The organism is Flagellimonas halotolerans (assembly GCF_035818535.1).
In the GTDB taxonomy this organism is placed as follows: Bacteria; Bacteroidota; Bacteroidia; order Flavobacteriales; family Flavobacteriaceae; genus Flagellimonas; species Flagellimonas halotolerans.
Map to the genome: position 1 here is coordinate 466065 of NZ_JAYKYV010000001.1, position 22565 is coordinate 488629.

Consider the following 22565-nt stretch of genomic DNA (forward strand, 5'->3'; position numbering starts at 1 on the left):
ATTTTTTAGCTTTGCACTCGCATTTAAAAAATGTGGTGCCAATGCCTTGGTGGCGGAACTGGTAGACGCGCTGGATTCAAAATCCAGTTCCTTCGGGAGTGGGGGTTCGATTCCCCCCCAAGGTACAAAAAGGGATAAGCCGAGATTTAGATCTCGGCTTTTTTATTTTGGTACAACATACAACATTTTAAATTCTTCAACTTTAACATTTTGGTTGTGCGTTTTTGGTACCATTTGATCCTATTTCTTGCTCTTGGTCAAGGTATACCCATCTCCATCTTACCTAAAGGGTATGATTGGTAAGTTGAAAAAACATCTAACCTAGTTTGAAAACCCTTATCATCATTGGGATAGGTAGGAAAGTAGGGGGAATAACGATATTTGAGGCTATGAGAAGAAAAATTATATATACCATGGCGTGCGAAATCCGGTTCCTTTGCCACCTCCGGCAACACCTGCAACAATAGGGAGACCTGTTGCTTGAAATTATTCATAATTTTCCAATGCTTTAGGGACCGTGATACGGTATTTGGATATATAAACACCATCTTTTACCAAGGAGCGTTTTCCTTTTCCAAGATCGATTTTTTCCAAGTTGGTGTATTTAAACCAATCGTGCCCTGCCTTTTCTGCCATGTACAGAAAAAGTCGTTTCACCTTTACGGATGAGCAGGCCTCCAAAAGTTCCTGTACTTGTTTCGGCCTAAGGTTGTTCAATCCTTCCATTATTTCGTAGCACTCGACCAGTTCTTGTTTTTTGGGCACTAGATACAGACATTCCATTAAGGCCCTTGCTGGATTCGACACCAACAAATTGAAGGCCCCTTGCTCCAAGTTTTGTAGTCCTATATTGGAAGGAAGGAAGGAGGAACTATAGTAGTCTACTTTTAACCCCCAGTTGTATTTTAAAAACCAAGCGGGCAATTTTTCTTCGCTTCTCCCGAACAACGTTATTTGTTTTATGGATAGTTCCAGATAATGGACTTTTCCCAATAAGGATAAGGCGGTTTTACCCCCTGGATGGATAGTTAGGTTAGCTTGTTCTTGCAATGCAAACAATGCACCTTGATAGGTAGGCTTGTCACCCATTCTCATCCAAGCTCCGGAACCTATGGAATATATCCAGCGGCTCTTTTTATATCGATTGAGCAATTGTGTGGAGAATCCATTTTCCGTTAACCATGAGCTTAAATAGACAACTCCCGGAGGCTGTGAATTGAGAAAACGGTTTATTTTTTGTTGTTTATCCAAACTAAAAGTCTTTGTATTAAATCTTTTTTAAACTATTAAAAGCCTAAAAGGTTTATTATTACTCAAATATGCAAACTATTAATTTGTGTATTTGTATTTTTTTAAACTTTTGTGTTCCCAAAAAATGTCTATAAAAAAGTATGGTAATGGATAGTGTTCATACAATATATCCGAAAGTTAAATGTTGCAAAATATTTCTCAGAAAGGTGACGGCCAACATTTTTTCAATCTTTACTTGTTCCATTTAATTGCCGTCCCCAAATTGGAACAAATGGACGGGAAAAAACGCTATTGATGAAATTCGTTGCTTTTGCTCCCCACGGTCGCAAAAGAAAGCTGAATAAAAAAGCGAACGAAACGGAGTGAAGTGCTGCAAGCCCCAAATCCAACTAATTTACTGAGCGTGGCAAAATCAGTTAAGTTTAAAGAGTTCCCATAGAACCTTTTTGAGAGGTATCCCAATGCATAACTATTAGAAGATGTAGACTTTTCTAACTAGTTTTTATTGTTGGTCATTTCCAAAAAAAAGGTCGATATCCTCTTTCCATTGCCTCATTTGCCGGTAGTAATCTGTATGATGAATTTATTCTCATCATGCTTGGCCTTTGTCGGAAATCGGTTGATGCGCTGCATGAGAACCAAGAAACGATAAACACGCTCAATAGGGGAAAGTGCCAAGAACTCCCTTTCCTGCTCCATATTGGCTTCTTTTTTGGTACGAAATTGCACTTGCATATGTCTAATTATTGCCGTTCTGGATTATAAAGATATTATAAGTTGAAAAGAACCATATTTTTTGAGGTTTGTTCTTCCAGAAGTAAGCGTAACCGCTTTCCTAAAGTCTAATTTTTGCAACATGTCCTTTTTTGCGCAAAATGTCGCTGATGTTGTGCATTCACTGCGCTCAATTATTTTTCGCACATTTTTGTTAAAAAACTGTGAAAAAAAATTAGCAGGAATCATACTTGCTGGATTTTTTTCCGAGCCCTTATTCCGCGTTTGCTCCGAAGGGTTTTTGCGGTTACAAAACATGAATGTTGATAAAAGTGTTAAGAACCTAATGGGTGAAACTTAAAATTCAACAGAAGAAAATATGAATTTTACATTCAAGCTATTTTTTACAACTCCAAACCGTTTTCTTCATGCAGATTACTCATATTACCAAGAGGGACTTTAGTACGCAAGAGTTTGATTTAAACAAGATTACGAATGCGATATTGAAAGCCATGACAGCTGTGGAGCATGGCCATATTACCGATGCGCAGACCATTGCCAGTAACGTCAGCAAGGTGTTATTGGAACGAAAAAGTCAGGATGAACATTATTTGCCTACCGTTGAAGAGGTACAGGACGTGGTGGAGAACGAACTTATGAACAGTGAGTTCCACGATGCCGCAAAGGCCTACATTATTTACAGAAACAAAAGGGCACAAATGCGCGAATCGGATATTTTCGAGAAGCGTATCAACCTGAAGCCTTATGAGTATCCCCAATTGTATGAGTACGTTCCGGCTATCCGACATTCGTATTGGATACATACAGAATTTAATTTCACCAGTGATATCCAAGACTTTAAATCCGGCTTGAACGAGGTGGAGCGCAGCGCCATAAAAAACACCATGCTTGCCATTTCCCAAATTGAGGTGGCGGTAAAAACATTCTGGGGCGACATATATCACCGTATGCCCAAACCGGAAATCGGTTCGGTAGGGGCAACATTTGCCGAAAGTGAAGTGCGCCACCACGATGCGTACTCCCACCTTTTGGAAATTTTGGGCTTGAACCAAGAGTTCGAGAACCTGAAGAAAAAACCGGTTATCATGAAGCGGGTGCAGTATTTGGAGACTGCCCTTAAAAATGCAAAAAGCGAGAACAACAAGGAGTATGCGGAATCCATCTTGCTGTTCTCCCTATTTATCGAACATGTATCCCTGTTTTCCCAGTTCTTGATCATCATGGCGTTCAACAAGCATAAAAATGTGCTAAAAGGAATTTCCAATGTGGTAGAGGCTACCTCAAAAGAGGAGCAGATTCATGGTGATTTTGGAATCGATGTGATCAACATCATCAAAAAAGAACATCCGGAGTGGTTCGATGATGCTTATAAAGAGATGATTCAGGATATCTGCGAAAAGGCATTTGAGGCAGAAAGCAAAATAGTGGATTGGATCTTTGAAGAAGGTGAATTGGACTTTTTGCCAAAGAAATTGGTCAACGAATTCATCAAGAACAGATTCAATAACTCATTGGAGAGCATTGGGATTTCCAAAGTATTCGATGTCGATCAAAAACTATTGGAACAGACCGAATGGTTCGATGACGAGATCATAGGGACAAAACACGGAGACTTTTTTGTAAAAAGATCCATCAACTATAGCAAAAGAACACAAAGTATAACTAGCGACGACCTTTTTTAATTATGGAGAAGAGAACACAAATAACCCCGACCACCGATCAAAAGCAGGATAACAAAACACAAGAACTTGTAAATGCAAGAAAGGATACTTTGTCCAAACTCAAAAGTGAGGAAGACAAAGGATTTGAATGGTTGAACGAGTATAGCCGGAAGTTTTTGGCATCTGGTTATCTTACCGAAGGGGTGGGGCCCGAGGAACGCATCCGTGAGATTGGTGATAGAGCAGAGGAGATTTTGAAGATTCCTGGGTATTCGGACAAATTCTATGGCTATATGTCCGAAGGATTCTTCTCTTTGGCTTCTCCGGTATGGTCCAATTTTGGAAAAAAGCGCGGGTTGCCGATTAGCTGTTTTGGATCGCATATCGATGACGATATGGGAAATATCCTTTACACCCAATCCGAGGTGGGGATGATGTCCAAGCTTGGTGGGGGAACATCCGGTTACTTTGGTAAAATAAGACATAGGGGAGCTCCTGTAAAAAATAATGGACAAGCTTCTGGAGCGGTCCATATTATGCAGTTGTTCGAATCCATGGTGGATGTGGTAAGCCAAGGGTCGGTACGTCGCGGACGTTTTTCTCCATATTTGCCGATTGACCACAAGGACATTATGGAGTTTTTGGAAATAGGCACCGAAGGCAACCCTATACAGCAATTGACCCACGGGGTAACGGTGACCAACCAATGGATGCAGGAAATGATCGAGGGTGATGTTGATAAAAGAACCGTGTGGGCCAAAGTATTGCAGCGCAGGGGCGAAATGGGGTATCCTTATATATTCTTCTCCGATAATGCCAATGATGGTGCCGCAGATGTTTATAAGGACAAGAACCACCGGATACATGCCAGTAACCTGTGTACCGAAATTATGCTGCCCTCCAATGATGATTGGTCGTTTGTTTGTGTGCTTTCCAGTATCAACTTAATGCATTACGACAAATGGAAAAAGACCGATGCCGTGGAGACCATGGTTCACTTTTTGGACGCCGTAATCACCGAGTTCATCGAAAAACTGGAAGCTTATAGGGATTCTTCCGATAGGGAAGACCAACAAACTTTCCTATTTATGGAAAGGGCCTACAATTTTGCAAAACAAAACCGTTCCTTGGGCTTGGGTGCTTTGGGATGGCACTCTCTTTTACAGTCTAAAAGATTGGCCTTTAACAGCCAAGAGGCCTATAACTTGAACAGTGAGATTTTTAGGGAAATAAAAGAGCGTTCGTACAAAGCATCCGAGCAATTGGCAGAACGCTTTGGCGAGCCAGAAGTATTAAAAGGTTATGGAAGACGCAATGCAACCTTGAACGCTATTGCGCCAACTACATCATCTGCCTTTATTTTGGGGCAGGTATCCCAAGGAATTGAGCCTATTTGGTCCAATTGCTACGTAAAGGATATCGCCAAGATCAAGGTCACCATCAAAAATCCGTTCTTAATGGACTTGTTGGAAGAAAAAGGACAGAACACTTCCGAGGTATGGAAGAGCATCCGTGATATGGATGGTTCCGTGCAGCATTTGGACTTTTTGACCGAGGAGGAGAAGGCGGTGTTCAAGACCTATTCGGAATTAGATCAGTTGGATATTGTATACCAAGCGGCCAACAGACAAAACCATATTGATCAGGGGCAATCGGTGAACATCATCGTACACCCCGATATGCCTACAAAGGACATCAACAAAATCCACGTTACGGCATGGAAATTGGGACTAAAATCCTTGTACTATCAGCATAGTATGAACGCAGCGCAGAAATTCAAGCAAAAGAAGGATTGTGTGAGCTGTGAGGCATAGGTAAGAAAACGACCGACCATAAATGAATGAAAGGCCCTAGGAAACTAGGGCTTTTTTTTATTGTAAAAATGTCATAATCAATATTTTGTGCGTTTATTGGGGTTGATTGAACCGGATAGGCCTTGACCGCCGACCTAGTTTGTTTTCGTATTGGGCAAAAAGCTCAATGGACCCTAAATTTAGGGTGTTTCTTTCATCGGTTATTTGGGTTTTCACAACAAAAGCATCCCGCCATACAACATAACTTCCCATTTGTGCCATGTTCTCGATATGTTTGGGTATGTCTTACTACGTAAGACCAACCTGATCAACTAAACTATGAACAAACCCCAATCCTCCCTACTTTATAGGTGTTTTTTATTGGCAGTAGTTTTTCTTGCGTTCGTTTCATTTCAAAAAGCATATTCTCAATCTTCTGGGGATATTGATTTATCCTTGACAAAAACAATCGACAAGTCACCGCCATTGGTGAGCGATAATGTCAGGTTTACCCTTACTGTCACCAACGAAGGCCCAAGTGGAGCGACCTCTGTGGAGGTTACAGACCTTTTGCCTTCAGGTTACACCTACGTGACGGACAATGGCGAAGGCGCGTACAATGAGGCCACTGGGATATGGAATGTAGGGTCTTTGGCCAGCGGAAGTTCCACAAGCCTAAATATACTTGCCAAGGTAAATGCCTCTGGGGACTACGACAACACAGCTCAAATAACGGGGTATGACCAAACGGACATTGATTCAACTCCAAATAACGATGCACCCGGTGAGGATGATCAAGACGGGGTTTCTGTAATACCGGAACCCTTGGTGGATATTTCCGTCACCAAAACGGTAGATGAGTTTATACCTGAAGTGGGAGAGGAGATAGTGTTTTCCATAACCGTTCAAAACGATGGGCCAAGCGATGCCACCAATGTGGTGGTCACCGATGTTTTGGCCTCGGGTTATCAATTGGTGAATGCCGCTCCATCTGTTGGGACTTATAATTCAACCAATGGCTCTTGGGTCGTTGGCAATCTGGCCAATGGAGATTTAGAGACCTTGGAAGTAACCGTACAGGTTCTATCAACGGGAGATTATGTGAACACGGCCGAGTTGACCAATGTTGCTGAAAAAGATGCGGATTCAACCCCTAACAACAACAACGAATCTGAAGATGATCAACAGACCATTGAACCTATTCCAATCCCTGTTGCAGATCTTCTTTTGCGTAAATCCGTGAACGTGCTGAGCCCTTATGTGGGACAAGAGGTTATTTTTACGGTAAGCATCACCAATCTTGGGCCCAGTGATGCCTCAGGTGTTGAGGTAATAGATCTTTTGCCCGATGGATATACCTATGTTTCCCATACGACCACGGCAGGAATTTACAATGCAACCTCTGGCATGTGGGAACTTAAGGGTGATTTGGCAGATGGAAGCACGGATACCTTGACCATTGTGGCCACGGTAAATAACTCAGGGGACCATTTTAATGTTGCCGAAGTATTTGCTTCCGATCAGTACGACCCGAATTCCATTCCGAACAATACCAACGTTTTTGAAAATGACCAAGATAATGCCGGAACCACGCCCATTCCGTCCGCCGATTTGGCCTTGAACCTAGGTGTGGACAATGATTTTCCCGATGTAGGGGCGCTGGTCATGTTCACCATAACCCTTATAAACGAGGGGCCGAGCGATGCCTTGGGCGTTGAAATTAAAAATGTACTGCCCGATGGTTTTACCTATATTTCGGATGATTCGGGAGGACTTTTTAATCCATCCAACGGGGTTTGGGATGTTGGTACTGTTGCTTTTGAATCCCAAATGGAAATGAACATTGTAGCCGAGGTGAACCCTTCGGGAGGTTATACCGCTACAGCAGAAGTGGTGGATGCATCTTTTTTTGATGTGGATTCAACGCCAAACAACCATATACTGGCCGAAGATGATCAAGACGAACAAGCTGTAACACCAAGGTACATTACCGATATTTCGGTGTCTAAAACAGTGAATGATATGAGCCCAGAAGTGGGCGATGAAATTGTTTTTACCATTCGGGCAAGCAATAATGGTCCCAACGATGCCTCAGGATTGATTATTGGGGATAGGCTTGAAAGCGGATACGCATTTGTGTCCGCAACCGCAACATCGGGAATCTATGATGAAATCGCAGGTTCGTGGGATTTACCGGCCGTTTCCAACGGCTCAACCCAAACTTTGGAAATACGGGCAAGGGTGCTTTCCAGTGGAAATTACCAGAATACCGCGGAACTTACCGCTTTGGATGCGTATGACCCAGATTCAACCCCAAACAATAATTTGGGTTCCGAAGATGACCAAGAAACCGTAATACCGATTCCAGAGGGATCGAGTGACTTATCCCTTAGTAAAACGGTGGATAATGACAATCCCAATGTGGGGGATGTGGTTCGGTTTGTGGTGCGTGTCACCAACCATGGCTCATCAGATGCCAGAAATGTTGAGGTAATCGATGTGTTGCCGTCTGGTTACTCCTACGAATCCCACACGTCAACGGCTGGGGTTTACCATGTTGACTCCGGGATTTGGAGCGTAAACAGAACTATTCTGAATCAGGACACAGAAAGTCTGGAAATTTTGGCCGTGGTAAATGCGCCAACAGGGGCCGAGGACGAATATTTGAATGCAGCTTTCGTTTCGGGAAGTATGTATGCTGATCCGGACAGTGACCCTTCAACGGGGCCGGATGAGGATGATTTTGCAGATGGTATTGCAGATGATGACGAAGCCACTGCCAATGTAGTGCCTCAAACTACAGACATTGCAATCACAAAGAATGTGGACAAGGCCATGCCCAACATTGGTGATGAGGTCGTTTTTGAAATAACCGTAACCAATCAAGGTATGGATGATGCCACTCATCTTGGAATTGAGGAGCAACTGCCCTTGGGCTATGGTTATGTAAGCTCGCAAGCAACAGTGGGCACATACGATGCAGCGTCATCTTTTTGGGAAATTGAATCGTTGCCTGTTTCCGAATCCGCAACATTGTTGCTTACGGTAAAGGTCTTGGATATTGAACAATACCTAAATGTGGCAGGTTTGGCCTATACGGATCAATGGGACACCGATGAAACGAACAACTCTGCCGAAGCTTTTGTGGAACCTAGCTGTTTGGTGGTGTACAATGAGTTTTCGCCCAATGGGGACGGTGTTAACGACTATTTTAAGATTGATTGTATTTCCCGTTATCCGAACAATACGCTCCAGGTGTATAACAGATGGGGCAACATTGTTTTTGAAAAACGTTCGTACAACAATGATTGGGACGGTACGCCCAACGGACGGGCCATTGTTCAAAAAGAAGACCAATTGCCGGTAGGCACCTATTATTACGTACTGGATTTGGGTGATGGGTCCGAACCACGGACAGATTGGTTGTATATAAATAGATAAATATGGGAATTGTTTCAAAAAAATATAGGGCCAAAGGACTCAAGCAAGTTTGTGTATTGCTGGTCGTAGCGGGCTCATTTTCCATTTATGCGCAACAGGACCCTCAATTTACCCAGTACATGTACAACACTATGAGCGTGAACCCGGCCTATGCGGGCACTAATGGGCATATAACCGCTTTGCTGATGCACCGTTCCCAATGGGTCGGGGTAAAAGGTGCGCCAAATACCCAAGTACTTGCGGTAGATTCACCTTTGGAGAACAAACTTGGGATAGGGGGGATAATTGCCCGTGATGCCTTGGGGCCTTCTTCCGAAATTTCTTTGGACGGAAACGTTTCTTACACCATTCAACTGGACAGTGCCAACAGAAAACTCTCCTTTGGCATGAAGGTTGGCGGGCGTATTTTTGATGTGGATTTTTCCAAAGGACTCACGGAAGAGGCCGATGTTGCCTTTCAAAACAATATAAAGAGCAAATTTTTCCCGACCATAGGGGCAGGGATATATTACGATTCCGGAAAAGGGTACTTGGGCTTTGCCATACCCAGTTTCTTTTCACAAAAACATTATGACGGGGAAGAACAGGAAATTGCAGCGGAGCGTTTACATTATTACTTTATTGGTGGTAAAGTGTTTGATTTGACCCCTGATGTGAAACTCAAGCCCGGGTTCTTTGTAAAATGGGTGCCAGGAGCGCCTATTATAGCCGATGTATCGGTAAATGCGCTGCTCAAGGAGACCTTTACCTTTGGTTTGGCCTATCGGTGGGACGATTCATTCTCTACCTTGTTGGGGATGCAGATCGACCCAAATTTTAGCGCAGGTTATGCCTATGATCTTACTACTTCCAATTTGGCAAGCTACACGGGAGGGTCGCACGAGCTGTTTGTGAGGTACGAGTTCAAATCCTCCCAAAAGCAGAAAGAAACGCCAACATTTTAAATAGTGGGCAATATATCTTCACTTTAAGAAGTATACATCCGGAAAAATAGTCGTTATCTTTAGCATTGCAATAAGGAAGGTAAGCCGCTAAAATTGATTTGCTATGGAGAAGAATGAGTTGTACCCCGTTTTTTTGAAAGTTTCAAACTTGAACGTACTAATTGTGGGAGGAGGCAATGTTGGATTGGAAAAGCTGACATTTTTATTGAAATCCAGTCCCAATGCCCGGGTTCAGATGGTAGCTCCAGAATTTTTGCCAGCTACATTGGAACTGGCCGAAAAGCACAATGTGGACATTACAAGGGAAGCGTATTCAGAAAACTTTTTGGAAGGAAAACATATTGTTGTTGCCTCTACGGACAAGCCAGAGGTGAACGAACAGGTGTACCAGGACTGTAGGAACAGGAGTATATTGGTAAATGTAGCGGACAATCCACCATTTTGCGATTTTTACATGGGCGGCATTGTGACCAAGGGCAATGTTAAGGTCGCTATTTCCACAAACGGAAAATCCCCGACCACGGCCAAACGGCTGCGTCAATTTTTTGAGGATGTACTGCCTGAAAATATTGACGAGCTGGTCAACAACCTTAACGAATACCGCAAAACCTTGAAAGGGGACTTTGAACAAAAGGTAGAGGCCTTGAACGAGTTCACGAAAGGGTTGGTGAACAAGAAGGATTGATTCCTGTTTTTTTTTCAAACGATTTTTACAAGCCTTCATGGCTTCGATCAAATCATTTTTTTCCCTGGCGAAATGTTCACATCCAAATCATGGTCCATATTTAGGGGACCGCCATCCGATGTACTTGCAAAAATGTGAATGACCTATGTGTATGCGCTAAACCATTGACCTTGCTTTTTCAATTGGCTTTAACGCCTTATTGCAGAACAAGGATAAGAGCTGCAAAAGGGATTGAGGCAGCCCGTTTTATGGATGACCGTTTTGATTTGATGGATGCAAAAAAGGGACATAAAAAAAGCAGCCCAAAGGACTGCTGTGTTTTTGTATAAATGATAAGGTTTTATTCAGAGATTTCCTCTACCGATGCACTTGGCGCGTTCTTTTTAACGGAAGAAATACCATTTTCCATGGCCGATTCGCTGGAATACATTTCGCTATTCCCAATGACTTGACCGTTGGAAGCTTTCAGGTTAAAGAATGGACTTCCATCCTTTGCTGTGTTTCTTTCGAAATTCCCATCGTCCGGAGCATGTGCCCTCACGGACTCGATTCCATTTTCGCAGGCAGACTTGGAGGAGTACCCTTGACTGCTTAAAATGACCTGGCCGTTTCCAGCTTTTAAATTAAACCTGTACTTACCGGCTTTATCCGTTTTAATTTCAAATTTTCCCATATTCTTTATGTTTTAAGTAATAAATCTAGATAATATATTAAAAATTGACCAATAAATGAGGGAGAAATCACCAATAAAGTAAGCTTTTGCTCTTTTTGAAAGATAAATGGGAATGGTGCCATGTTTTTGGGATAAAAAAAGGAGGCCGATCGGCCTCCCTTTGAATTATGTAAGCTCATGTTTACACCCTTATCTGACCGTCTCCAAATACATAGTATTTGTTGGTCACCAATTGTTTTAGGCCCAAAGGCCCGCGATGGTGCAATTTATCGGTGCTAATGGCCAATTCCGCACCAACGCCCATTTGTCCACCATCGGTGAATCGGGTGGAGGCGTTTTGGTACACTGCTGCACAGTCCACATTTTCCATAAAGGTTTTTGCCACATCATTGTTTTCTGTCATGATGGAGGCAGAGTGCCCGCCAGAGTTTTTGTTGATTTTCTCTACGGCTTCATCAATATTGTTGACGGCACCGATAACACACTTCATGGCCAAAAACTCTTCTTGCCAAACGGAAGGGTCCGGAATTACTTCCTCATCCTTCAATACTTTTTTGACTTGATCATCTACCAAGATGGATACGTTGTTGGCGGTAAGGACTTGCTGCAATTCCTTGAGCTTGTCCTCATAACCGTCAATTTGGGTATCCATCAAAACTTTGTCCAATGCGTTACAGGCAGAGATTTTATGGGTTTTCGCGTTCAATATTACTTTTAGGCTCTTTTCCCAATCGGCTTCTTTGTGTACATATAGGAAATTGTTTCCTCTACCGCTTATCAAAACGGCGCATTTGGCGTGTTCCTTTACAAAGGCGATCAAGCGCTCACCACCACGGGGAACGATAAGGTCCAAGTCTTGGTCTGGATTCCTTAAAAATTCCTGAGTTTGTGTCCTGTCCATTTCCAAGAACTGGATAAAATCCTCCGGTAATCCGTTTTCGGACAAGGCTTGGTGCCAAAACTTTACAAGGGCCTTATTGCTATGGTAGGCTTCTTTACCACCTTTCAACAATATTTTGTTGTTGGCCTTGAAAGCTAGTACGGCGGCCTCGACGGTTACATCCGGACGTGATTCGTAAATAATCATTATAGTGCCGAAAGGGGCTGTACGGTTGATGATTTTCAACCCGTTGTCCAGCTCTCTTGTGGAGATTTCCTTGTTAACAGGGTCCTCCTGCAAACGAACCTCTTTTACGGCCTGGATCATTTGGTCTACCTTCTTTTGGTCTACAACCAAACGATCGTACAATGCTTGATCGTCGCGGTTAAATGCGTCAAGATCCTTTTTGTTGGCTTGGAGCAATTCTTCTCGGTTTTGATCGAGAATACGCTCCATATCTTGTAATACTTTATTTTTTAAATCTGTTTTTAATAACTTCATTACTCTGGTTTTGAAACTTCTGTTCCTACGTTTTTTCCGTCTATAACATCTAGGATTACGTTATCCCGCTTACCGTTAACAATGTAGGATGGAATGTTATCGGCAGCTGCTTTTTGTGCGTAGCTCAATTTTGAACCCATACCGCCGCGGCCTTCACCTTCTTGTTTGTTGCCCTCTTCAATATATTTATCTAGGTCTTCTTTGGGCTCAACTTTATCGATTACCTTGGAATCCGCCTTTTCAGGGTGTCCATCATACAGGCCGTCAATATCCGTCATCAGGATTAATTTATCGGCCCTCATTAATTGCGCAAGCAAGGTGGCCAGCTCGTCGTTGTCCGAAAACATGGACATGGATACGGAAACGGCATCATCTTCATTGGCTATCGGGATTACTCCTTCGGAAAGGAGGCCTTCAAGGCAATTGATCATGTTGTCGCGGTGCACCCCTGGGTTAAAATCCCTTTTAGTGGGGAGTACTTGGGCACATTTCATACCGTAATCGTTAAAGATGTTGTAATAATGCCTCATCATTCTGGGTTGCCCAATGGCAGAATACACTTGCCTACGTTGGGTTTTGTCCTTGATTTTTGCTTTTCCCAGCACCTCCTTACCGGCAATTACCGATCCGGAGGAGACCAAAATGGTCATGATGTCTCGTTCGTACAGTTCTGCAATTTGTTGCACCAAATTGTTTAGCACAGGTCTTACTATTCTGTTGTCTTTGTTGGTCATCACATTTGTGCCTACTTTGATGACCACTAGTTCTTTGTACATGGTTTAGTATTCTTCGCCCAGTTCCACAGCTCTGCCAAATGCTGCGAAGGCGGCTTCTTTGATTAATTCGTTTACATTATTGTCTTCCATGGAGTCCAAGGCGGCTCTGGTTGTTCCTCCTTTGGAGGCTACCATTTCCATCCAGGTGTCGGGATTCAGGTTGTTTTGGTTGAACAACTCTACCGCACCGGTAAAGGTTTGGCTCACCAATACTTTGGATACATTTTCGGAGAATCCCATTTGTAGGGCGGCTTCCATCATACTTTGCATAAAGTAAAAAACGTATGCCGGCCCACTTCCGGAAATTCCGGTGGAGGCATCAATGAATTTCTCATTTTTTACCCGGAGCGATTTTCCTGTGGTGTCCAACAGGCCTTCTACCATAAAAAGTTCCAAACGGGATACTTCTTCGGCGGAAACATAGCTGGTCAGCCCTTTCCCAACCTGTGCCGGCAAATTGGGCATGGCCCTCACCACTTTTTTTATTCCCAAGGCTTCTTGAATATAGTTTATGGTGACCCCCGCCATAATGGAAATGAACAATTGTTCCGGGTTTACCAATTTTTTCATGCGTTGGAAGAGTTCTTCCGCATGGTAGGGTTTTACTGCCAAAAAGATAATGTCTGCCTGTGGAACACAATCCTCGATTTTGTCAATGGCATCGAAATAGGCAATTTTTCCCACTTCTTCCAATTTTTCTTTTGACTTGTCCAGCACCATAATGTTGCGTTTCTTCAACAATTTGGATTTGGACATACCTGTGGCATAGGTAAGCCCCATGTTACCTGCGCCAATAACCAATACTTTCATTTGTTTTATTAAAGGGTTATTAAATTATAATGGTGTTATGCTAATACATTACATTCTTCACAATCTTTGACCTCACCATAGTAAGTTTCACGGTATTTGTGCAAAGTGCGAACGGGAAGCCCTATAATGTACTGTTTGATATACGTAACTTGGGTGGTAAGTTCCCCCATTTTAACGCTGTAACGTTTTTCATATTTGGTTTCCCTTTTAATTCTTGAAAGTCTCATTTTATTGTTGTTGATACTAGAGTTTTTATGTTATTGGTCTTCCTGTTCGTTCAGGAATTGTTCCTTGTATTGTGCCTTTTTTAATGTTTTACGGCGTTCTACTGATTTTTTAGTGTATTCTTGACGGCTTCGTATTTGGTCCAAACGCTTGGTGTTTCTATATTTTCTTTTGTAGCGTTTTAGAGCCCTTTCAATACTTTCGCCCGGCTTAACTTCTATTTTTAGCATATAATGATTTATCTGTTCAATCTCATTTCTAAATGGGTTGCATTGAACCCTTTTTCTTCGAAAAATTTTTTGTTCGGATATTGGTTTTCACCGGTAATGTGGATGGCAACGTCCCCCTTGCAATATTGGAGTGTATAGTCCAATAGTTTCTGTTCGATGTTGTTGCCCCTGTGGTCTCTGTGTATTACAAAGAATACAAGAAAGTTTTCGGGGATATAGTCTCCCATACCGGTCTTGTTCACAACGGCCAAACCTAAAATTTCATTTTTTTCTTCCATGGCAAAAACATATCCGCCCAATCCGGGAATGTCTTTGGTGGAATACTGAATAGCTTTTCTAATGGCTTTTTTCTCTGCCTTTTTTCCCTCTTGATGGTCAAAAAGAAAGTTGGCAAACCGATTTGCTTCCATGGTAGAAAGTCTAGTATAGGCATCGTAGGTTTTGATTACCATGCTTTTGTTTTGAACGATAATGGATTTGGTTTTTTGTTAATGGTTACGACTAGGGCTCATGGAAAATGGCGGAAATCTTTTTCCGTAATTCCCATTATAATGGGGTCAACTTCCCGGGTTAAGGGAAGGTAATTATAGCGTAGGCGGTATAAACTTATCTGGCTGGTTTCTAAATACCAGATAATTAAAACTTAGGATCCTGCAATTTTTTCTCTCGTGGAGCTTGACGTTCATCAGGGCAAAGATAAGAAATATAGCCCTTAAATCCCAATAATACTGGGGTTTATGTTTTTTGTAACGTTTATTCCAAGGTTTTGGGCATAAATTAAAGTGGTGGTTGGGACGATTATTATAAGGATTACTTAAGGTTCGTGTATGTAATGTTAATGGTTCTTAAAAGTCAACTTTTCCAATGGAGCATAACCACAATGGATTTGGCCAAAAGACCAAATGTTTTCCATTGCTTCCAAGAATAAGGGGGCCAAAAAATGTTTAATGGCCAGTACTTTTATATTTTGGATCCATTTAACATTTTGGTTTAAGTTTATAGGGGCCCGTACTATGGGCAATAAGTTAGCTCTCAATGTTCACCTCTCATCCATACTGCCATTGCATTTGTCAAAACAAGGGTTGGTATTGGTGACCCCGACAGTACTATTTGCGATACTGATGGCAGGCATAGGGCAACACAGTGATCGTTGGCCAAGAGCGAAGTTTTGCACACCAGTTTTTAGCTTGAGGAGCACTGTGTCAATGGTCCCGTACAAGGGGACGTTGAGACAAAACCTCTTTTTGGCAAAGACGTTTGTACACCTGCCCCCGTTGCCGTTGCACTTATGTTAGGTGACACAAATGTCCCTAATCCTATCTTTTGATAAAAGAATTCCGGTATACCATCAATAATTTAAAAGGAGGTGCTAATGCTCGGTCAAAAATGCCTTGTTCTGATTTCTGGCCTTATTGAAGGCCATATGGGCCTACGACAAATAAGGGAGGTTTTTAAACTAAATTAAAGACCAAGGGAATCTGCAAACGTTACCAACAAAAAACCGGTAACATATCATAACGCTTTTTTTTGGTGAACTCAAAATGGATAGGTCTTTGTATTAATCCTCCTTTAAAAACCTTTTGATGTCCTTGTTGGAACCATAAACCACGATAATGTCATCCTTATTGAGTTCGCTATTGGGATTGGCTACACCCTTTACTTTGGTAACGTTCCTTGTCTTTCCCACAATGGTCCGTTCTTCCGTGTTTGCAATTGTGGTCAATACCAGCAAATTGTACTGTTCCCTGATATTGCTCTCCCTAATGGTCTTTCCGTGCAGTTTAATGGGCACGTTGACCTCGACAATACTGTAATCATCGTTCAGCTCAAAGGAATCGACGACTCCTTTTAAGCACAGCTTTTTGGCCCAGCGTTCAGCCGATTCCTCCTCGGGATGTACAATTTCGTCCACCCCAATGGCATGCAACACCTTTTCGTGCAGTTCATCAATGGACCTACTGATCAAGCGTTTTACCTGGAAGTTCTTGAATAGTGCCGTGGCCATTACACTGGCTCCCTTATCTTCCCCAATGGCCACGATCACCATATCGGTGTCGTCCAGGGGCAATCCAGAAACAGTAAATTCATCCGTGGCATCCATACAAATGGTATGGGAAATACGCTCCTTATAGTTATCCACGCGATTCATGTTGGTGTCAATGCCAATGACCTCATTGCCCTGTTCGGTAAGTTTTTCCGACAGTGAAGCTCCAAAACTGCCCAATCCCACAACGATATACTTCATACTTATGTTTTAGTTTATAGTAAGTTCCTCAACGGGATACCTATAATTCTTTTGTTTTATCTTTTTGAACACTGCAATCAATAAGGTAAGCATGCTGATCCGTCCAATAAACATCACTGCTATTATAACAAACTTACTGGCAGCGCTCAACTTTGCGGTTATTCCAAGACTCAATCCTACGGTACTGTACGCCGAGAAACATTCGAAGGCGATATCCAATAGTTTCTTTTCACTGTCAAAAACAGAGATAAGGATGATTCCCGTACCAATGACCATCAATGATAGGGCTATTACCGCAAAGGCTCTTCGCACCGATATTTCCGCAATTTCCCTACGAAAGATCTCAATCTTTGATTTTCCCTTGGCAAGACTCAAAAAATTTAGTGTGGCAATGGCAAAGGTATTGGTTTTGATACCGCCTCCCGTGGAAGCTGGCGAAGCCCCGACCCACATCAACAGAAAAATCATCATAACGGTGGAAAAGTCCAAAGCAGCCATGTCCACAGTATTGAAACCGGCCGTTCTGGGAGTAGCTGCACCAAAAAGTGCCGTCACTACCTTCCCAACACCAACATGTTCTGCCAGGGTATTGTTATATTCATTGAAATAGAACATCACGGTTCCCAAAACAGTCAGGGTTGAGGTGGTTATGAGCGTAATACGGCTGTTCAGGGTCAATACCCAAGGTTTATGTGTCTGCTGTTTCCCTCTAAAATAAAAGAACTTTTTGAGAAAGAAATATTTAAGATATTTTATAATGTTGACCACAATGGGAAAACCCAACCCGCCCAGCACAAAAGCGGCAATAATGACACCTTGGAGAGGGTAATTGTAACGAAAACCTGTTTCGTATAGACTGTTGGGCAGGGTTGAGAACCCTGCATTACAGAAAGCGGATACCGCATGGAACACAGAGAAAAAGAAACGCTCAAAAAATGACCCGAATACAGTTTTGTCCGCGCTTATATATATCAATAGGGCCGCTACCAATTCTATGGAGAATGTGATGAGAAGGATACGTTTGAGGGTGGAGAACACCTCGCCGAGTTTTTTACTTCCCGTCATATCACTTAAGGTCAACTGGTTCTCGTAAGAGGCCCCGCCCTTAAAAAAGTAGCTGAAATAACTGGCCACGGTAAGTATGCCGATTCCCCCGGCCTGTATAAGGCAAAGGATTACCGATTGCCCAAAAGTGGTGAAATAGCTACCGGTATCCACAACGATCAAGCCCGTGACGCAGACAGCACTTGTTGAAGTGAACAATGCATCCAAAAACGAGATGCCTTCGTAGGTGGCATTGGGGAGCATCAATAATAGGGATCCCACGAATATAATACCCAAAAAACTTGCAATGAACAGTTGTGCCGGATTGAGCCTTGTCTTCTTATAATTGATGTTTTGCTCCGAAAATTCTCGAATAAACGTAAGGATGATGGCAAATTTCACCCAATTGTCATTGTACAGGAATGATAAGTGTTTGTGCGCCGCTTCAAAAAAATGGGCATAGAGTATGGCCATGGTCGCCAAAATGGTCACGGCATCAAAAATGATGACAGAACGCTTGATTTGCTTAATGCGCTCCACATACCGCAGAACAGTGGCCAAAATACCCAGACCGATGACCACAAAATAGAAGGTGTTGAACCAATTCTGGACCTGCCGTGATTTATCAAACCCAAAATCGATAATAAAAAGAAAAACCCCAATAATGCTGGCGTAGAATGCTATCTGAAAAAGGGTGTTGAAATACTTCCAATCAACAAGCCTTAACCTTCCCCATTTAAAAAACGACATAGAATCCCATAATTCGGTTGGCGGTCATAAAGGTATGGATAGTGTTATAAAGATTTAATAAAGATTGGCTGTTTTTTAATAGGATGTAGCCACATGCAGTCTTTCCAATGAAATTGTTTTTAACTTATAGGTTGCTTTACTCTCTTATAGAACATCAAAACCAAGAAACTTGTCAAAAAAACAAAGCATACTGCTCCAATAATTGCTTGTGATAGGGACAGAGAGTGGTGATAGTACCTGCTCAATCCGTAACCTGTGATACTGCCGTAGAGGACAATGGAGTGGACAACATAGATGGCCAAGGTATGCCGACCGATATCAAGGACGATTTTGTGGTTCAAAAAGTTTCTCAAGAGCATAAATGTTGCAAAAACCAACAGGACCACGCCCAAGCGGGCAAAAAGATAGCTTTCCCCAAGTGCGCTTTTAAAAAATTGGAGATCGGTAAGGTTTTCAAGATCCCTTATGAATTCATAGGATTGGAAAATAAGTAGAGTGCCAACGGCGAGGGTAGCCAATAATGCTTTCCTATAAAACCCCTGTTTGTTGAGATTGTAATGGAAGAATCCGGAAATGCAGGCACCCGCCGTTGCAAAACCAAACCAGGGCACTATGGTAAAAACCGAACCGTTCGCCCGGGTAAAATAATTTGAGAGCCCATCGGGCAAGGAACTATATTCCCATTGGCCAAAGGTGGCACTGGACAAGAAAAGTAGAATGGTAATGGAACCCAGCAGAATTTGAAAAACATACGTTTTGAACCGATAGGAAATCAAATAAAGAATGATAATCAATACAATGGAGAGCCCCAAGCATTGGAGTACGTGGACAATATCAAAGTTCGGATTGATGGAACCTTCCCACAATCGCCCAAACCGGATTTGCAATATATAGCCGATGACAATGAGCAAGCCACCTCTTTTAATCCCTTTTTTTACCCGTGGATTTGACCATCCCATCCCATATCTCTTGAGGAGTAAATAGGTGAATATAAATCCTGATACGGTAAAGAACACAGGGGCTGTCACACCTCTTAGGTAACTCCAAGCAAAAAAGAGTGAACCTCCTCCTTCTCGATAAGTATCTGCCAATAACGAGGACACAAAATGTCCCTGTAGCATCATCAATATGGCCCATGCACGTAACGCATCTATAAAATATAGCCGTTCGGTGCTTAATTGACCATGTGCTGATGCTGTTATTTCATTTTTCAAGTGTAAAGCCTGCTTTTATAGGTTTGAAAAGGATTATTCACTATTTGAAGTACGAAATTATTGTGCAATTGGACGCTCGACCGCAATATTAATATTAGTACTTGATTTAGATGGCAAACTTAAAGGAAGTAACCCTATAATCGTACTTATGTGTCCATTTAAATTATCCCGCACATAAGGCATAGGGTTACCAGCTCCACGCTATTTTTACACTGGGTCTTTTTGAGCATGTTCCTTCTATGTGTACGGACAGTGAGAAAAGCTATCTTCAATTCCTCCGCAATTTCCGCATCATTTAGGCCCTTGGCCAAAAGCTCGGCTATTTCCCTTTTGGTGAGGGATTTAGCTATTGCATTACGTACCTCCTTTCCCATATTGGGATCAAAAACACCTTTGCTCGCAGAAACGTTCAAGTAATTTTTTCCTCCATCAATGCTGAAATAGGATACTGTATCATTGTGCTCAACGCCAAGGTGGGTAATATCGGTATGTATGCCCAGTTGATGCTGTGTTGTACCGTCTTCGGAAAGTGACAAGGGCGAAACCTGTATCATCATATCACGTTTTTCACCTCGATGGTTTCTATAGGGATAGGTATATACATTTTTATAATGTAAACGTTCCTTCTCGGTGAGAAAACGATTGAAAAAATCGCTGATGGCCGCTTCCTTTTGGGCAATGGTGGGAATAACCTCGGGCAAGGCCATGTCCAACAACAGATCCATAGTGGTTTTCTCGGGATCCATACCCAACAAATCCACTACTCCAGGGGAAACATATTCCAACTCAAAGGTAAATGTGTTGGCAATGTAGAAATAGAACTGGCCTGGCGTAAAAAGTGAAGCCATGCGCACCAATTTTGTCGGAATTTTAAACCGAGAAGGCTTTTTTATGCGGTCTTTATATCCCTTTTTCCAAGCCTGGAATACAGGAACAAGGTTTGGGTTCATGTGCTTAAGTTGTTAGGTCGGTTCAGCGATTAAATTAGGGATTTATGTTAAAATTACCTAAAATGCGGTATTTACATGGGGCTTTTTATGAGGTAGCTTTGCAGTGAATAGGCATTTGGTCCGGGCATCAGCTTTTTTTGTCCCATTGCTTAATTTAAATGGTATGTTCAAAACACTTCCAGTCTTCATTTTTGTAATTTCTACCTTTTCGTTGACGGCACAGAACAGTTTTCCATGCACGGAATGTGAAGGGATTGCCGCAATGCCCAATGTTAAAATTGACTGTGACGATATAAGGGGGTCCCTTGCCGGTTATGAAAATATGGAACGGATAATCGAATGTTTGGAGTGCAGATGTGAGAAAGCGGCAGAGAAGGAAAAAAGACAAGCTGAGATTGAGGCCATGTATGACCAAAAGAACGTTTTGGACGATAAGGCCCAGAAAGCATGGGAAGAAGGGCATCGGGCCAGCAACAAATTAACGGACAACAATCCAAATTTTGAAGCGGACAGACAAGAGGCCATTGACAAATTGGAGGCGTTCATAACCTATAAGCGACAAGCTATTGGTGTCCAAAAAGATATCAATCAACGTTTTGGGGGAAATGTAAGCACCAAATATGCAGAAGACGACATTATAAGTGCACAAAACACCATTGCGCGCCTGCAGACCAAGAAAAAGAAAAAGACTTTGGTTCTGTCCAGTATGGATGCAGGGGCAATTTCCGATAATTATAAAAATCCTTCTACGCTTAATAATGATGCGGCTTTAAAAATAGGGAATAACCAATCCGTTTCCACAGCTACTTCGGATTATGCCCGTCAAGGTGCCGGTCAAAACCAGGTCTACCAGAAAAAAATGGAGGAAAGGCGCCGGCAAATCGCCGCAATGCGACAAAGACTGGCCGAACAGCAACGTCAATCGCAAAATTTACAAAATGCCGCCGATCAGACGATGGGCCAATGGGCCCAACAGATGCAAAATGGTGGAACCAATTATATAGAGGGAGTACAGCCACTGGCGGAAGAGTTTGCCAGACAGGGGAATGTGGAAGGTGCGGTCGGTGCTGTAGTAGTTGGTACAGCTGCATCCATAATCGCCGATCTCTCCCAAAGAAAAAAGCAAAGGGAAGCAGAGGAACGTGCCGAGGCAGAACGGCAACGTCGCTTAAAATTGCAACGGGAAAGGGAACAACGGTACCGGGAAGAACAGGAGCGATTAAGACGCGAAGCATTTAAAATGGTCATCGATCAGCGCAAAAATATCTTGCATGCCTTTAGCGAAAGCTTGCCGCTCCCTTTGTCTAGCAGCAAGCTGCAAACCGACCGGATCTATTACTTCTTTTATGCCACGGATTCCAGTACCATGAACAAGAAAAACACCACTGTTTATGTCTCCAATGTCTTTGAAATAGCACAATACGACAATGGCACTTGGCCTTATCAGCGAAGAGTGGATAAGGAAATTGCTGTACTGGTCCCACACAGGCCTACCATGCAAGGGTATTACCTCACTTTGGACGATGCCAAAACCATGCGGAACGAATTTGTAAATAGTTTTAAGTCCATCGAGGGCGTTAGTATAAAAGAAGTGGAATATAAGGGAAAACCCAAAAGTGGGATAAAATCCAATAATGACTCCAACCCATTGGGCATTCCTTTGGGGACACTCAAAAAAGAGCACAAAAATGTTATGGATAAACCGGGCCCCAAAACCACAGGAGGTCTGGGAGTTCCCATAAAGAACAATTGATAAG

19 protein-coding genes and 1 tRNA gene are annotated in these 22565 nt (G+C 42.6%); 7 read left to right on the forward strand and 13 right to left on the reverse strand.

Features of this window, described 5'->3' with window-relative positions; all coding sequences use genetic code 11:
• The first annotated feature begins 43 nt into the window (after positions 1-43).
• A tRNA-Leu gene (locus VM932_RS02135) sits at positions 44-125 on the forward strand.
• Between the two features lie 361 nt (positions 126-486).
• Here the strand turns inward: VM932_RS02135 and VM932_RS02140 are convergent.
• Together VM932_RS02140 and VM932_RS02145 are read right to left on the reverse strand one after the other, a co-directional pair.
• Positions 487-1251 (reverse strand): type IV toxin-antitoxin system AbiEi family antitoxin domain-containing protein, encoded by a 765-nt coding sequence (locus tag VM932_RS02140; protein WP_326276929.1) that lies wholly within the window; start codon positions 1249-1251, stop codon positions 487-489.
• Positions 1252-1803: 552 nt separating this feature from the next.
• Positions 1804-1986, reverse strand: a complete 183-nt coding sequence (locus tag VM932_RS02145) for a hypothetical protein (RefSeq protein WP_326276930.1) — start codon at positions 1984-1986, stop codon at positions 1804-1806.
• Positions 1987-2393: 407 nt separating this feature from the next.
• Between VM932_RS02145 and VM932_RS02150 the strand changes: the two genes are divergently transcribed.
• From VM932_RS02150 to VM932_RS02170, 5 genes are all read left to right on the forward strand, one after another.
• The gene (locus VM932_RS02150; RefSeq protein WP_326276931.1) at positions 2394-3668 is read left to right on the forward strand and encodes a ribonucleotide-diphosphate reductase subunit beta; all 1275 of its coding nucleotides are present in this window, start codon (positions 2394-2396) and stop codon (positions 3666-3668) included.
• 2 nt (positions 3669-3670) lie between these two features.
• Positions 3671-5461: a ribonucleoside-diphosphate reductase subunit alpha gene (locus VM932_RS02155; protein WP_326276932.1), complete on the forward strand. Its 1791-nt coding sequence runs from the start codon at positions 3671-3673 to the stop codon at positions 5459-5461.
• A 435-nt stretch (positions 5462-5896) separates the two neighbouring features.
• Entirely contained in the window at positions 5897-8881 is a 2985-nt protein-coding gene (locus VM932_RS02160) for a T9SS type B sorting domain-containing protein (RefSeq protein WP_326276933.1), read from the forward strand.
• Between the two features lie 2 nt (positions 8882-8883).
• Positions 8884-9825 carry a PorP/SprF family type IX secretion system membrane protein gene (locus tag VM932_RS02165; protein ID WP_326276934.1) on the forward strand — a complete coding sequence of 314 codons (942 nt, stop codon included), beginning with the start codon at positions 8884-8886 and terminating at the stop codon, positions 9823-9825.
• Positions 9826-9928: 103 nt separating this feature from the next.
• Positions 9929-10510: a precorrin-2 dehydrogenase/sirohydrochlorin ferrochelatase family protein gene (locus VM932_RS02170; protein WP_326276935.1), complete on the forward strand. Its 582-nt coding sequence runs from the start codon at positions 9929-9931 to the stop codon at positions 10508-10510.
• Between the two features lie 340 nt (positions 10511-10850).
• Here VM932_RS02170 and VM932_RS02175 read toward each other — a convergent pair whose 3' ends face one another.
• The 11 genes from VM932_RS02175 to VM932_RS02225 all read right to left on the reverse strand — a co-directional run bounded on the left by VM932_RS02175 (position 10851) and on the right by VM932_RS02225 (position 20808).
• Positions 10851-11183 (reverse strand): YegP family protein, encoded by a 333-nt coding sequence (locus tag VM932_RS02175; protein WP_326276936.1) that lies wholly within the window; start codon positions 11181-11183, stop codon positions 10851-10853.
• A gap of 181 nt (positions 11184-11364) precedes the next feature.
• The gene (locus tag VM932_RS02180) at positions 11365-12564 is read right to left on the reverse strand and encodes a glutamate-5-semialdehyde dehydrogenase (RefSeq protein WP_326276937.1); all 1200 of its coding nucleotides are present in this window, start codon (positions 12562-12564) and stop codon (positions 11365-11367) included.
• Positions 12564-13340 (reverse strand): glutamate 5-kinase, encoded by a 777-nt coding sequence (proB, locus tag VM932_RS02185; RefSeq protein ID WP_014033013.1) that lies wholly within the window; start codon positions 13338-13340, stop codon positions 12564-12566. The genes VM932_RS02180 and proB overlap by 1 nt, the downstream gene beginning before the upstream one ends.
• Before the next feature lie 3 nt (positions 13341-13343).
• Positions 13344-14150 carry a pyrroline-5-carboxylate reductase gene (gene proC, locus VM932_RS02190; RefSeq protein WP_326276938.1) on the reverse strand — a complete coding sequence of 269 codons (807 nt, stop codon included), beginning with the start codon at positions 14148-14150 and terminating at the stop codon, positions 13344-13346.
• Between the two features lie 35 nt (positions 14151-14185).
• Entirely contained in the window at positions 14186-14377 is a 192-nt protein-coding gene (locus tag VM932_RS02195; RefSeq protein ID WP_293166948.1) for a hypothetical protein, read from the reverse strand.
• Positions 14378-14407: 30 nt separating this feature from the next.
• Positions 14408-14605, reverse strand: a complete 198-nt coding sequence (rpsU, locus tag VM932_RS02200; protein WP_014033016.1) for a 30S ribosomal protein S21 — start codon at positions 14603-14605, stop codon at positions 14408-14410.
• Between the two features lie 8 nt (positions 14606-14613).
• On the reverse strand, positions 14614-15057 hold the full coding sequence (locus VM932_RS02205) for a GNAT family N-acetyltransferase (protein WP_326276939.1): 444 nt from the start codon (positions 15055-15057) through the stop codon (positions 14614-14616).
• 1106 nt (positions 15058-16163) lie between these two features.
• Positions 16164-16850, reverse strand: a complete 687-nt coding sequence (locus VM932_RS02210) for a TrkA family potassium uptake protein (protein ID WP_326276940.1) — start codon at positions 16848-16850, stop codon at positions 16164-16166.
• Positions 16851-16859: 9 nt separating this feature from the next.
• A complete protein-coding gene (locus VM932_RS02215; protein ID WP_326276941.1) occupies positions 16860-18644 on the reverse strand; it encodes a TrkH family potassium uptake protein in 1785 nt (594 codons plus the stop codon).
• Positions 18645-18763: 119 nt separating this feature from the next.
• Entirely contained in the window at positions 18764-19858 is a 1095-nt protein-coding gene (locus tag VM932_RS02220) for an acyltransferase family protein (RefSeq protein WP_326276942.1), read from the reverse strand.
• A gap of 158 nt (positions 19859-20016) precedes the next feature.
• Positions 20017-20808, reverse strand: a complete 792-nt coding sequence (locus VM932_RS02225) for a LuxR C-terminal-related transcriptional regulator (RefSeq protein ID WP_326276943.1) — start codon at positions 20806-20808, stop codon at positions 20017-20019.
• Between the two features lie 163 nt (positions 20809-20971).
• Between VM932_RS02225 and VM932_RS02230 the strand changes: the two genes are divergently transcribed.
• A complete protein-coding gene (locus VM932_RS02230; protein ID WP_326276944.1) occupies positions 20972-22561 on the forward strand; it encodes a hypothetical protein in 1590 nt (529 codons plus the stop codon).
• The last annotated feature ends 4 nt before the right edge of the window (positions 22562-22565 follow it).